Here is a 13,170-nt window from a genome sequence, read left to right on the forward strand (position 1 = left end):
ATGCGTAAAACAAAGAGTTCAGGTGTAAGAAATACGATCAGTTATCGCTGACCGGTTCGCCACTCATGAAGCCCGGGAACCAGCCTTCAAAGGCGTCAGTCAGATCGGCAACATTGACATCGACGACGTTGCCAATCTTCAGGCTGTCGCCGCCAACCGTGCCGAGCACGCGGAACGGAACGCCTGCGCCTTCAGCATTGAGGGCAATGAGCTTTGCCATTTCCGCCGTAGCCGCGACGACATAGCGCGCCTGATCTTCACCGAAAAGAACTGCGTGCGGCAGACCGTCACCGGCATCGAGCTCTGCACCCTTACCGGACTTGATCGCCATTTCCGCGACGGCAATCGCCAGGCCGCCATCGGAGAGGTCATGACATGCCGTGACCTGACCGTTGCGGATGGCCGAGCGGACGAACTCGCCGTTACGCTTTTCAAGCGCAAGATCGACGGTCGGGGCAGGACCATCGGCACGATCAAACAGATCGCGCAGGTAAATGGACTGGCCGAGATGTGTGCCATCGCCACCAAGCAGAACCAGCGTGTCACCATCCTGCATGCCACCGATCTTGGCGGTTTGTGTCCAGTCAGGGATGAGGCCTACGCCGGCAATGGTCGGCGTCGGCAGAATGGCCTGACCGTTGGTTTCGTTATAGAGAGAGACATTGCCCGAAACGATCGGGAAATCCAGCGCACGGCAGGCTTCACCGATGCCTTCGATGGCCTTGACGAGCTGACCCATGATTTCCGGCTTTTCAGGATTGCCGAAGTTCAGGTTGTCGGTCGATGCCAGCGGCTCAGCGCCAGTCGCAGTGATGTTGCGCCAGCATTCGGCCACGGCCTGCTTGCCACCCTCGAATGGATCGGCTTCGCAATAGCGCGGGGTCACGTCGGATGAGAAGGCGAGAGCTTTGGTGTCATGGCCCTCGACGCGGATCACACCGGCATCGCCGCCCGGAACCTGCAACGAGTTGCCCTGAATGAGCGTATCGTACTGTTCATAGACCCAGCGACGGGATGAAAGATCCGGCGAGCCAATCAGCTTGAGAAGGGCAGTGGAGTAATCTTCCACTTGCGGCACATTGCTCGCGGGAAGCGGCGCGTGCTTGCCTGGCTCCATCCACGGACGATCATATTCCGGTGCTTCATCGCCCAGATCCTTGATCGGCAGATTGGCGACTTCCTCACCCTGATGAATGACGCGGAAACGAAGATCGTCAGTCGTCTTGCCAACGATAGCGAAGTCGAGACCCCACTTGCGGAAGATCGCCTGCGCTTCGGCTTCCTTTTCCGGCTTCAGAACCATGAGCATGCGCTCCTGGCTTTCCGACAGCATCATTTCGTAGGCCGTCATGTTCTCTTCGCGCACCGGAACATGATCGAGAATGAGTTCGATACCGAGGTCACCCTTGGCGCCCATTTCGACAGCCGAACAGGTGAGGCCAGCCGCACCCATATCCTGAATGGCGATAACCGCGCCGGAGGCCATCAGCTCAAGGCAGGCTTCGAGCAGGCACTTTTCGGTAAATGGATCGCCGACCTGAACGGTGGGGCGCTTTTCTTCAATCGACTCGTCGAATTCAGCCGATGCCATGGTCGCGCCGCCGACACCGTCGCGGCCCGTCTTGGCACCCAGATAGACAACCGGCAGGCCGACGCCCTTGGCTTCCGACAGGAAGATGCCATCATGCTTGGCAAGACCGGCAGCAAAGGCATTGACGAGGATATTGCCGTTATAGCGCTTGTCGAAGTTCACTTCGCCACCAACGGTCGGCACGCCGAAGGCATTTCCATAGCCGCCGACGCCCGACACGACGCCAGATACCAGATGGCGGGTCTTCGGATGATCCGGTTCGCCAAAGCGGAGCGCATTCATTGCCGCGACGGGACGCGCGCCCATGGTGAACACGTCGCGCAAAATGCCGCCAACGCCGGTCGCTGCACCCTGATAGGGCTCGATGTAGGACGGATGGTTGTGGCTTTCCATCTTGAAGACGACGCAATCGCCATCGCCGATGTCCACCACGCCTGCGTTTTCGCCAGGGCCCTGAATAACGCGCGGTCCGGTTGTCGGAAGCGTGCGAAGCCATTTCTTGGAGGACTTGTAGGAGCAATGCTCGTTCCACATCGCCGAGAAAATCCCGAGCTCTGTGAAGGTGGGCTCGCGTCCGATCAGATCAAGAATGCGCTGATACTCGTCCGGCTTAAGACCATGCGCTTCGATCAATTCCGGCGTGATGTCTCGCGTATTGGAAATAGTCATGGAAATGGGGAACCCCGTCGCAGGCTGCGGCACCCGAAAACCTTCTGCCGAAGGCTGGATACCTAAGGTTTCAAGGCGCCTCTTTAACCTAAGTTTTCATGAAGTGCGACAGGAAAATGCCGCTTTCCCAGCCTCAATCCTATATCAATAACGATAAAAAGAGACCGAGCCTGTCAGACACTCCCTTCATATCCTGCCTGTTCGTTTTCGAGCAGGCGACGGAGTGTCAGAAAACTGTTTTCGACGACACTGCGATCAGCCGGAGACGAGAAGGCAACGCGGACCCGGTGATAGATCTGATCGACACGTCCGGCCTTGAACTCATCTTCGTCGTCGATCAGGATTCCGCTTTCATAGGCGGCGGCCTTGAACGTGCCCGAAAGCCACGGCTCGGGCAGCCCCATCCACAGGAATGGAACTGTCGGACGGGATACGAAATCGAAACCGTCGAAGATTTCTCGCGCCATCTTTTCGCGAATGCCCGTTTCTTCGCGGCATTTGCTGTGAATGGCGTCTGCCTCGCCGGACAACACCAGCTGAGCGCCGGTTTCAGCGAGCAGGAACGCTGCGCCGCCTGTGACCATCTTGTGCGTTACCTTCACGCGTTGGGCGCAATGCGCAGGGCAGGCGACCCATCCGCTGCGTATGCCTGCGGCAACGGCCTTTGACAGACCGGAGACGACGAATGTGCGTTCAGGCGCAAAACTTGCCAAGGGTGGAATCTGGCTGTCGCACATGATGCCATAGATATCGTCTTCGATAAGCCAGACATTGTAACGCCTTGCGATGTCGGCGATTGCACGACGGCGTTCTTCCGGCATGACGGACAGGGTCGGATTGTGCAGCGTCGGCATCAAAAAGGCGAGGGTCGGATGCTGCTGGCGGCAGGCTCGTTCGAATTCTTCCGGGATCAGACCGTATTCATCCAGACCGGCCTGAATGGTACGGCGCCCGAGAAGGCGCACGGAGCGGCTGATCTGCGCATAGGTCAGATTTTCGAACAGGATGCGATCGCCCGGATTCGTGAAGGCCGTGATGATGGCGATGCTCGCAGCCTGCGCCCCATTTGTAACGACAATGCTGTCAAGATCTGGTCGCCAGTCGGCTCGCGAAAGCCATTTCTGCCCGGCTTCCAGCCAGTGCTGCGGAAAATAGCGCGAATAGCTCGCAATATCCTGCGGAAAATCCCGATGAATGTCGGCATTGATTTTGGCCAGAACTTCATGCTGGCCGACATCCGGCGCCGCAGTCGTGTCGAAACGTATTTTCCCAGAAGGGACATCAGCAGGCTTTGTACCGGCAATGCCAGAGGCGGTCAGCGCATTGTCTGCCGGTTCTTCGCCCAGAACGTAAGTTCCTCGACCGACTTCGCCCGTCACGAGACCGCGTTCATGGGCCAGCGCATAGGCGCGACCGATTGTGCCGATTGTCACCTTCAAGTCGAATGCGAGATTGCGCTGTGGCGGAAGTTTGATACCCGCTGGCAATCCACCATTCCCGATGGCTTCTTCGATGGCATCGGCGAGCTGCAGGTAAAATGGACCGGATTTACCGGCAAGGTCTGGAATCCAATTTGTCATGGTGACAACTTATAAATTGTACCTATTGCCAAGTCAATTGTAGAGTCAATTCGTCGCTACTTGGTGACAATGCAGACATCGAGCTAAACATAAGGTTTGTCTCGACTGCTTCCCAGCTCCCAACTGGCCCAACTGGCAATGAAATGGACCGAGCCAATGTTTTACTTTAGACCGCAGACCGAGACAATAGATACAATTCTTCCTGTGCCCGTGGCTGATAGCATTACGGATTTGCCAAAAGCTTTGCAGGTCAATCTGATGGCGGCATCCCAACCGCAGATCGGATATGTACGGCGCGTTGTCTCTTTTTGTTCTTACGCATCGAAGCTGGAAAAGAAATCAGTCCAGCGGACTGATTTCCCTGCGAAGACGCTTCGCACTTTTGCTGGAAAGGCTCTGGATTGGATGTCTTATCGAATGATGCTGCGGCGCAGTCGGATCGCCCTCGGCGAACTGACCGACGATCAGTTGCGCGATATCGGACTACAGCGCGACGAAGCAGAGCGCGAAGCGCGTAAGGTGCGTTTTCACTTGCGTTGAAGCATGTCGCGGAAAGCAGCTTTCCGCGACAGCTTGATTACTGGCAACCGCTCTGGCCTGAAGCCCAGCGGTTGACGTCGGCGGCGATCCTGCCGCCATGGCTTTCCTGCATCATGGGACCGAAAGCTTCGACGCGTGCAGGATTGCCTTGCGCCTGCACGACGAGCAGCGGACGTAATGCCGGATTGCGGGCGGGCACGACCAGAATGCGCGGACGTCCGGTGAAGGAATTCAGTTCCGGCGCGAGTGAGTAACCGCGGAAATCCTTGTCCTTGGATTTGAACCAGCAGCTATTTGCTGCCAGCGCGATGCGCTCCATGGTTGGTAGTGCCGCCTTGCTGGCGTCGACGGCGATAGGCCCCGTGGGCTTGCTGGAAGTGCAGGCTACAAGCAATGCAACGGCCGGGAGGGCCAGAAGAGCGAAAGTCTTGGTCTTCAAGGAGGGGCTCCGATGGTGCGTGCCTTCAAAAGGCACGCATGAGAGGTGGGGGTAAACAGTGTCAGGCTAGTTGCGGCATGAAAGCTTTCAGTCCGTCATCCATCTCGTTCCAGATGCGCTCAAAAACCGGATGCTGTTTTGCCTTGGCTGCATATGCATCGAATTTCGGGAATTCGTCCAGCAAATCCGCTTTGCCCGAGAGTTTCTTCAACGGTTCCATCAGGAAACGCACCGGCAACAGCCAGCAATCTGCAAGGGTCGGCTCGTCTCCGGCGGCATAGGCTTTGTCCGAGAGACGGCTTTCGACCACTTTCAGGCCGGTATGCATCTTTTCGAACAGGCGTTCGATGCTTGCATTGTCGCGCTCGGGCTTGCTCAAAAGGATGAAAAGCTTCATCGCGGGTCCAAGCACGTCCAGTTCCGTCACGCGGGCAAGGAGGCGAATAAGTGCGCGCTCGCGCGGCGTTCCGGGCAGCACGGATATTTCCGGAAATGATCTTCGAGATATTCGGCGATCACCGTCCCTTCGTACAGCGTTTCTCCGGAACTGGTAATCAGCACGGGAACGCGGCGGAGCGGTGTGATATTGCCGAAATCGGCTGGGAACGGGTAGGGCATGTTCATCGGCTTGAACGACAGGTCCTTCAGGTAAAGAACCCCGCGGACAAAGGCCGAGTAAGGGGAAAGAGGTCTGGAATAAAGCTGCATGAATGAAGTTCCCCTGATTCGTTATCGCTAAAATGTGCGAGGCATTTCCAGCAAAAGTGTGAACGCTCTTGCCAGGATAGCGCATGAAACAAATATGGGGCGATCCCGACGATTCCTCCTGATCAGGACCCTCCCGAAGTCAAGCTGCCACGAAAATAGACGCTTTGCCAGTGCAGTTTTGCAGCTGAGGCGTCAGAGCAGGCGCAATAAAAAAGGCGGCTTCAATCGAGCCGCCTTTTCCGTTTATCAGTGTGCCAGCTTATGCAGCGAGGCCCAGCGCGCCTGCGAAGAGCGCCCGACCGTCATCACCGCCATGCGCGGATTCGATCAGGTTTTCCGGATGCGGCATCATGCCGAGCACATTGCCGTGTGCGTTGACGATACCGGCAATGTCGTTGACCGATCCGTTCGGATTGGTGCCTTCGGCATAGCGGAACACAACCTGGCCTTCGCCTTCGAGACGCTTCAGCGTTTCGGCATCGGCGAAATAATTGCCGTCATGATGCGCGACCGGGCAGCGGATGATCTGGCCCGGCTTGTAGCCGCGCGTGAACGACGTGTTGGCGTTGGTTACTTCGAGCTTTACTTCGCGGCAGACGAACTTCAGCGAAGCATTGCGCATCAATGCGCCCGGCAGAAGCCCGGCTTCGACGAGGATCTGGAAGCCGTTGCAGACACCCATGACCATGACGCCCTTATCGGCCTTCTCGCGAACGGCCTGCATCACCGGCATACGGGCTGCAATCGCACCGCAGCGCAGATAGTCACCGTAGGAAAAGCCGCCCGGAATCAGGATCAGGTCCACATCGTCGGGAATGCTCGTATCGGTCTGCCAGACGGTCACCGGTGCCTGTCCGGTGATCTTGGTGAGTGCTGCGATCATGTCGCGATCGCGATTGAGACCGGGAAGGAGAATGACTGCGGATTTCATGAGCGTCTCTGTCCTTTGCCTGATCAGCCGATGGCGATGGAATAGTCTTCGATCACCGTGTTGGCGAGCAGCTTTTCGCACATGGCCTTCAGGTCGGCTTCGGCCTTGCTCTTGTCGGAGCCATTCAGTTCGAGGTCGAAAACCTTGCCCTGACGGGCCGAGTTGACGCCGTCAAAACCGAGGCTGCCGAGCGCGCCGACGATTGCCTTGCCCTGCGGGTCGAGAACGCCGTTTTTCAGTGTAACGGTGACGCGTGCCTTGATCACTCTGTAGTTCCTGCAATTTTAGAACGAATGAAACAGCCCGGAAGGCTTAACTTGGCATGATCCCGAAAACCGTGTCGACTTTCCGGGATCGTGCCCTTCCGGGCTGGGCGGATCATTTTACTTTACAAGCGTAGGGCCAGCCGGGCGCGGCGTGTCGTTCTCGTTCATGATGCCGAGACGGCGAGCCACTTCCTGATAGGCCTCAACCAGTCCGCCCATGTCGCGGCGGAAACGGTCCTTGTCGAGCTTGTCGTTGGTGGTGATATCCCAAAGACGCGCAGAGTCCGGAGAAATTTCGTCGGCGACGACGATGCGCATCATGTCGCCTTCCCACAGGCGACCGCATTCCATCTTGAAATCGACAAGCTGGATGCCGATGCCGAGGAACAGGCCGGTCAGGAAGTCGTTGACGCGAATGGCGAGCGCCATGATGTCGTCGATTTCCGGCGGGCTTGCCCAGCCGAAAGCCGTGATATGCTCTTCGGTGACCATTGGGTCGTCGAGTGCGTCGGCCTTGTAATAGAACTCGATGATCGAGCGCGGCAGCACGGTGCCTTCTTCAAGGCCAAGGCGCTTTGCCAGCGAACCGGCAGCGACATTGCGCACAACCACTTCAAGCGGAATGATTTCCACTTCCTTGATCAGCTGCTCACGCATGTTGAGGCGGCGGATGAAGTGCGTTGGAATGCCAATGCGGTTAAGCTGGGTGAAAATATGCTCGGAAATGCGGTTGTTCAGCACGCCTTTTCCGTCGATGACTTCATGCTTCTTTGCATTGAAAGCGGTTGCATCATCTTTGAAAAATTGGACGAGCGTACCGGGTTCAGGGCCTTCATAAAGAATCTTGGCCTTGCCCTCGTAAATACGGCGGCGACGGTTCATGGCTTTTCTCGGATTTCCATATTTATGGTGATCGGCTCTAAGCCGCTATTCTCGCGGGCTACCTATAGCAATTGTGGGCTTTTAACAATCCTGCTTTGTGCCCGTTCCCCCGTTTTCGCTGTTTCTGATGCAAGTTTATGCATGAGTCGCAAGAAAGTAGTCTTTAGCTCTTGTATAATCTTGCTCCCCTTGCCAGCTTTAGGCAAGAGAACGGATGACGATCTCTTCTAACTTGTAAGTCTGGGAGCTTTATGAATGACCACTGGCATGGATGATCGCCGCGACGCTTTTGAAAAGAAATTCGCGCTTGATGCGGAACTGCGCTTCAAGGCGGAGGCACGCCGCAACAAGCTTCTGGGACTCTGGGCCGCAGACCAGCTTGGCAAGAAAGATGCGGATGCCGAAGCCTATGCCAAGGAAGTCGTTGCCGCCGACTTTGAAGAAGCTGGCGATGAGGATGTTTTCCGCAAGGTGCGCGCCGACTTCGATGCCGCAAGTGTAAGCGTTGCAGACGAAGTTATTCGTGAGAAGATGTTTACTTTCCTTGAAGAGGCAATCCGCCAGGTAAAGCAGGATTGATGGATGGTTCGGGGCGGAAGGATAGATAGCACTTCCGCCCTGATCCTTTTGAAATGAAGGAAATTCGAATGTCGTTGTCTTCGCGCCTTCGCGCCGGGGAAACAGTGCTTTCTGCATGGTCCTCCCTTCCCGAACCCCTGACGGTCGAAATTCTCGCCCATAGCGCCTTCGATGCCGTAACGCTGGACATGCAGCATGGCGGCCACGACGAGGCGAGTGTTCTTCGCTCTCTTGGCCTTATCCTGAACGCTGGCAAGCCGCCGGTCGTGCGCGTTCCTGTCGGACGCTTCGACATGGCAAGCCGTGCGCTGGATTTTGGTGCGCAGGCGGTCATCGCTCCGATGATCAATTCCGTCGAGGATGCCCGCAGGTTTGCAGCCGCCATGAAATATCCGCCGGTGGGCGAACGCTCATGGGGCGTATTCCGGGCCAATGCGGATTACGGCGCACCGGGTTCCAACGATTATCTGACCACCGCCAATCACGATACGCTTGCCTTCGCGATGATTGAAACGCGCGATGCCTACGATGCGCTGGATGCCATTCTGGATGTTCGCGGCATCGACGGCGTTTTCGTCGGCCCTGCGGATTTCTCCATTGCGTGGAGCAACGGGCGTGAGGCCAATCCGAATTCGGATGCGATTGTGGAACCTATCGGCAATATTGCCGCAAGGCCGCTGCGGCAGGAAAGATCGCCGGTATTTATTCACCTTCGCCGGAGTTTGCGCGTCGCTACATTCCGCTTGGTTTCCGCTTCCTGACACTCAGCAACGATGGCGGTTATATCCGGCTCGCAGCAGAAACGCTGACCAAAGCGGTTCGCGACTAATTCCATTGCAAGATATTGAACAAGAAAAGGCGGGCTAATGCCCCGCCTTTTTCATGCTGTATGAATAAACATCAGTGATGCTTGGGCGCCTGTAGTTGCGTCATGAACTCGGCGAACACCATCGAGCCTTCCGGCCACGGTCCATGCCCGGATTCCGAGTTGATATGCCCGGATTCGCCAGCATCGATCAGCATTGCACCCCAGTCCTTCACGACATCTTCGGCAGCTTCAAAGCTGGAGAAGGGATCGTTGCGGCTGACCACGGTGATCGTGGGGAATGGCAGACGTTCACGCGGGTAGGGGCCGAACGTCATCAGATGCTTGGGGCGGATCTTGTCGTTGGAAACATCCGGAGGCGCCACGAAAAAGGCTCCAGCCACCTTGTGCTGAAAATGCGGCAAGGCATGAACTGCAGTTGCAACGCCGAGCGAATGCGCGACGAGAACAATCGGCCTGGTCGCCGCATTGGCGGCCTTTACCACTTCACCAATCCAGTCTTCGCGAACAGGTTTGGTCCACTCGGCCTGCTCGACGCGCCGCGCCGTCGAGAGTTTGCTCTCCCAACGGGTCTGCCAGTGGTCGGGGCCGGAATTGGTATAGCCGGGGATGATGAGGATATCTGCGTCTTTGACTTTCATGGCTTCCCATTTAGAGAGGCTTTGTAACTTCTTCAAGCCGTGCTTGTTGTATGCTTGGTATAGAAGGCATGCGAATGATGAACAGCCTGTTCGCTGATCGTGATCTTGTGAAACATGTCCCAAATGGTGATGTTTAGGCAAGATTTGAAACACGACGGAGAGACTGGCATGACAATCAGCAGACGTAATATCCTCGGCGCTGCCGGGACTGCTGTCATGGCCAACATTCTTCCTGTTCGCGCAGAAATGCCGTCGAAGGAGGGCGACATGACACAGCATTTGAGAGCAACCGCAGTCGAAACCGAACGTACGGTTGCTCCGCTTCCATTCGCAATGACCACGCCAATGCGTGTGGCTCGCGTTGGCCTGAAGGCGCGCGATGCCGAAACACTGGCTGAATATTATCGCGATGTCGTCGGCTTGCGTGAGATGACGCGTCGCGGCGCGTCGATTGTACTCGGCGCCGGCGACCGCGAACTGATGGAAATTGAACAGTTTTCGGCGGCCAGGCCGGACGATCCGCGCAGCGCCGGTCTGTATCACACCGCGTTCCTGCTGCCGACACGTGGCGACCTTGCGCGCTGGTCGCGCCGCGCCATCGACAAGCAATTGCCGGTCAGCGGTGCATCGGATCACAAGGTAAGCGAAGCCATCTATCTGACCGATCCCGAGGGCAACGGTATCGAAATCTATTCAGATCGTCCGAATAATGAGTGGCAATGGAATGGCGACCGTGTTGCCATGAGCACCGATCCGCTCGATGTCAGCAATCTGCTCGATGTCATCAAGCGCGAGGGCGGAGAATGGGACGGCGCACCGCAAAACACCGTGGTTGGTCACGTTCATCTGCGCGTCGGCAATGCCCATGAAGCCGAAACCTTCTGGCATAACGAACTCGGCCTTGAAACCGTTCAAACCTATGGTGACCGGGCTGTGTTCATGTCCACCGGGCGCTACCATCACCATATCGCTGCCAATGCCTGGCAGAGTGCCGGTGCGGGCAAGCGTGACGAAGATCGGACCGGCCTCGGCTGGGTTGAGCTGGAAGACACGCGTGGCGGTAACAACAGCACCTTCGTGGATCCATGGGGCAACGTGGTCAATACGATCAAGACCAAGGCGTAACCAGCCCATCTCCAGAATGTAAAAAACCCCATGTTTTCATAAACATGGGGCTTTTTTCGGATTCAAATTATGAACCAATTAGAGCATAATCCGACCGGAGTGAAACGAGGATCGATAAGATTATGCTTGAAATATAATAACTTAGAGCGCCGATCTGATTCAATCAGATCGAAACGCGCTCTAAAGGGGGGCGCAGATTTTGGTTATGACGTGCCGAAAATCGTGGCTTGCGAGAACCGGAGCGCAGTGTGCTTCACGCATGGTCCCGAAAAGTTGCAGACTTTTCGGACAAGACCATGCGAATAGAATAACTACGTGAGCACCGGAAGCGCAGTAAGACGCGATTTGCAGGCCGTCAGAGCCGAAATCTCAACCGAAGACGCGCTTGAAAATCGTATCTACATGCTTGGTGTGGTAGCCGAGATCGAACTTTTCGCGGATCTGTTCTTCGGAAAGGGCCGCGCGTACTTCCGCGTCGGAGAGCAGTTCTTCGAGGAAGTCGGCACCCTGTTCCCAGACCTTCATGGCGTTGCGCTGCACGAGACGATAGGCGTCTTCGCGTGATACGCCAGCCTGTGTCAGCGCCAGCAGCACGCGCTGAGAATGCACCAGACCGCGGAACTTGTTCATGTTTTTCAGCATGTTATCCGGGTAGATGACCAGCTTTTCGATCACGCCAGCCAGACGGTTGAGCGCGAAGTCGAGCGTGATGGTGGTGTCCGGGCCAATGGCACGTTCGACGCTCGAATGCGAAATATCGCGTTCGTGCCAGAGAGCCACGTTTTCCATCGCAGGCGTTACCGACATGCGAACCAGACGGGCGAGGCCGGTCAGGTTTTCGGTCAGAACCGGGTTGCGCTTGTGCGGCATGGCCGACGAACCCTTCTGGCCCGGCGAGAAGAATTCTTCCGCTTCCAGAACTTCCGTGCGCTGCATATGGCGGATTTCGATGGCGATGTTTTCCATCGAAGAGGCGATGACGCCGAGCGTTGCAAAGAACATTGCATGGCGGTCACGCGGGATCACCTGCGTCGAAACCGGCTCTGCTTCGAGGCCGAGCTTGGCGCAGACATATTCTTCCACACGTGGGTCGATATTGGCGAACGTGCCAACAGCGCCGGAAATGGCACCGGTTGCGATTTCTTCGCGCGCCGCAACGAGGCGGGCACGGCCACGCGCCATTTCGGCATAGAAACGCGCAAAGGTAAGGCCCATGGTCGTCGGTTCGGCATGGATGCCGTGGCTGCGGCCGATGCGGACCGTATCCTTGTGTTCAAAAGCACGCTTCTTCAGGGCTTCCAGAACGCGGTCCATGTCGGCAAGCAGCAGATCGGCAGCGCGTACGAGCTGGACGTTGAGCGTGGTGTCGAGCACGTCCGAAGAGGTCATGCCCTGATGCACGAAGCGGCTGTCCGGGCCGATGAATTCCGCCAGATGGGTCAGGAAGGCGATGACGTCATGCTTGGTGACGGCTTCGATTTCGTCGATACGGGCGACGTCGAACTTCGCCACGCTACCCTTTTCCCAGATGGTCTTGGCCGCTTCCTTCGGGATGACGCCGAGTTGCGCCAGCGCCTCGCAGGCATAGGCTTCGATCTCGAACCAGATGCGGAACTTCGTTTCGGGCGACCAGATGGCGACCATTTCAGGCCGGGAATAGCGCGGGATCATGGGTGCATCCTGTAGAAAGTGGGAGTTTAACGATTGCGGGCAGCTTCAGCCGCAGCACGAATGGCGTCGATATTGGCGCGGTAGCTCTCGACGGAGTTGCCCTTGTAAACGGCAGAACCGGCCACGAGAATGTTGGCGCCTGCTGCAACGACCGAGCCTGCGGTTTCCGGTGTAATACCGCCGTCAACTTCGATATCGATAGGGCGGTCGCCAACCATTTCGCGGACGCGCTTGATCTTGTCGAGCATCGGCGTGATGAACTTCTGGCCGCCAAAACCGGGATTGACGGTCATGACGAGGACGAGATCGACATCATCGATGACGTTCGTCAGCGCTTCGGCGGGCGTTGCCGGGTTAAGCGCCAGACCGGCTTTCTTGCCCAGAGCGCGGATCGACTGCAGAGAACGGTGCGTGTGCGGACCGGCTTCGGCGTGAATTGTGATGAGATCGCAGCCAGCATCGGCAAACGGTGCCAGATACGGGTCGCAGGGCGCAATCATCAGATGCGCATCGAACAATGCCTTGGTGCGCGGGCGGATCGCCTTCACCACCTGCGGGCCGAAAGTAATATTCGGCACAAAATGCCCGTCCATGACGTCGATATGCACCCAGTCGGCACCGGCTTCCAGCACGGCATCGACTTCTTCGCCAAGACGGGCGAAATCGGCGGAAAGAATGGACGGGGCGATGGCGATGGGGCGCATATGTGATCTCCGTAACTT

The 13,170-nt window shown here is 57.0% G+C and carries 12 protein-coding genes and 2 pseudogenes; 4 read left to right on the plus strand and 10 right to left on the minus strand.

The annotated features are described in order from the left end of the window. Positions 1–37: 37 nt before the first annotated feature. Together purL and LJ361_RS04695 are read right to left on the minus strand one after the other, a co-directional pair. Entirely contained in the window at positions 38–2,260 is a 2,223-nt protein-coding gene (gene purL, locus LJ361_RS04690; protein ID WP_264812793.1) for a phosphoribosylformylglycinamidine synthase subunit PurL, read from the minus strand. Between the two features lie 173 nt (positions 2,261–2,433). Next, positions 2,434–3,840 carry a PLP-dependent aminotransferase family protein gene (locus LJ361_RS04695; RefSeq protein ID WP_010661203.1) on the minus strand — a complete coding sequence of 469 codons (1,407 nt, stop codon included), beginning with the start codon at positions 3,838–3,840 and terminating at the stop codon, positions 2,434–2,436. Positions 3,841–3,978: 138 nt separating this feature from the next. Here LJ361_RS04695 and LJ361_RS04700 point away from each other — a divergent pair, with 138 nt between their 5' ends. Next, positions 3,979–4,380 carry a DUF1127 domain-containing protein gene (locus LJ361_RS04700; protein WP_043062169.1) on the plus strand — a complete coding sequence of 134 codons (402 nt, stop codon included), beginning with the start codon at positions 3,979–3,981 and terminating at the stop codon, positions 4,378–4,380. A gap of 37 nt (positions 4,381–4,417) precedes the next feature. Here the strand turns inward: LJ361_RS04700 and LJ361_RS04705 are convergent, their stop codons facing one another. The 5 genes and pseudogenes from LJ361_RS04705 to purC form a co-directional block, all read right to left on the minus strand. Further along, entirely contained in the window at positions 4,418–4,819 is a 402-nt protein-coding gene (locus tag LJ361_RS04705) for a hypothetical protein (protein WP_036582339.1), read from the minus strand. A gap of 61 nt (positions 4,820–4,880) precedes the next feature. Beyond that, a pseudogene (locus LJ361_RS04710) lies at positions 4,881–5,527 on the minus strand (glutathione S-transferase family protein). 259 nt (positions 5,528–5,786) lie between these two features. Continuing rightward, the gene (gene purQ, locus LJ361_RS04715; RefSeq protein WP_036582329.1) at positions 5,787–6,458 is read right to left on the minus strand and encodes a phosphoribosylformylglycinamidine synthase subunit PurQ; all 672 of its coding nucleotides are present in this window, start codon (positions 6,456–6,458) and stop codon (positions 5,787–5,789) included. 23 nt (positions 6,459–6,481) lie between these two features. Continuing rightward, complete coding sequence (gene purS, locus LJ361_RS04720) at positions 6,482–6,724, minus strand: phosphoribosylformylglycinamidine synthase subunit PurS (RefSeq protein ID WP_010661208.1); 243 nt, start codon at positions 6,722–6,724, stop codon at positions 6,482–6,484. A gap of 117 nt (positions 6,725–6,841) precedes the next feature. Further along, positions 6,842–7,606, minus strand: a complete 765-nt coding sequence (gene purC, locus LJ361_RS04725; protein ID WP_010661209.1) for a phosphoribosylaminoimidazolesuccinocarboxamide synthase — start codon at positions 7,604–7,606, stop codon at positions 6,842–6,844. Positions 7,607–7,861: 255 nt separating this feature from the next. Here purC and LJ361_RS04730 point away from each other — a divergent pair, with 255 nt between their 5' ends. Both LJ361_RS04730 and LJ361_RS04735 read left to right on the plus strand, forming a co-directional pair. Next, positions 7,862–8,185 carry a DUF1476 domain-containing protein gene (locus LJ361_RS04730; RefSeq protein WP_264812797.1) on the plus strand — a complete coding sequence of 108 codons (324 nt, stop codon included), beginning with the start codon at positions 7,862–7,864 and terminating at the stop codon, positions 8,183–8,185. 62 nt (positions 8,186–8,247) lie between these two features. Continuing rightward, positions 8,248–9,014 (plus strand): annotated as a pseudogene (locus tag LJ361_RS04735) (HpcH/HpaI aldolase family protein). Between the two features lie 71 nt (positions 9,015–9,085). Here LJ361_RS04735 and LJ361_RS04740 read toward each other — a convergent pair. Further along, entirely contained in the window at positions 9,086–9,652 is a 567-nt protein-coding gene (locus LJ361_RS04740) for an alpha/beta hydrolase (RefSeq protein WP_010661212.1), read from the minus strand. 168 nt (positions 9,653–9,820) lie between these two features. Here LJ361_RS04740 and LJ361_RS04745 point away from each other — a divergent pair, with 168 nt between their 5' ends. Next, a complete protein-coding gene (locus LJ361_RS04745) occupies positions 9,821–10,777 on the plus strand; it encodes a VOC family protein (RefSeq protein WP_012092236.1) in 957 nt (318 codons plus the stop codon). Positions 10,778–11,146: 369 nt separating this feature from the next. On the opposite strand, the gene purB is transcribed toward LJ361_RS04745, so the two are convergent. Further along, on the minus strand, positions 11,147–12,448 hold the full coding sequence (gene purB / locus LJ361_RS04750; RefSeq protein ID WP_122241982.1) for an adenylosuccinate lyase: 1,302 nt from the start codon (positions 12,446–12,448) through the stop codon (positions 11,147–11,149). A 26-nt stretch (positions 12,449–12,474) separates the two neighbouring features. Then, the gene (gene rpe, locus LJ361_RS04755) at positions 12,475–13,152 is read right to left on the minus strand and encodes a ribulose-phosphate 3-epimerase (protein ID WP_029924996.1); all 678 of its coding nucleotides are present in this window, start codon (positions 13,150–13,152) and stop codon (positions 12,475–12,477) included. Positions 13,153–13,170: the final 18 nt, after the last annotated feature.

The organism is Brucella sp. JSBI001, from assembly GCF_026014005.1.
Taxonomy (GTDB): domain Bacteria; phylum Pseudomonadota; class Alphaproteobacteria; order Rhizobiales; family Rhizobiaceae; genus Brucella; species Brucella anthropi.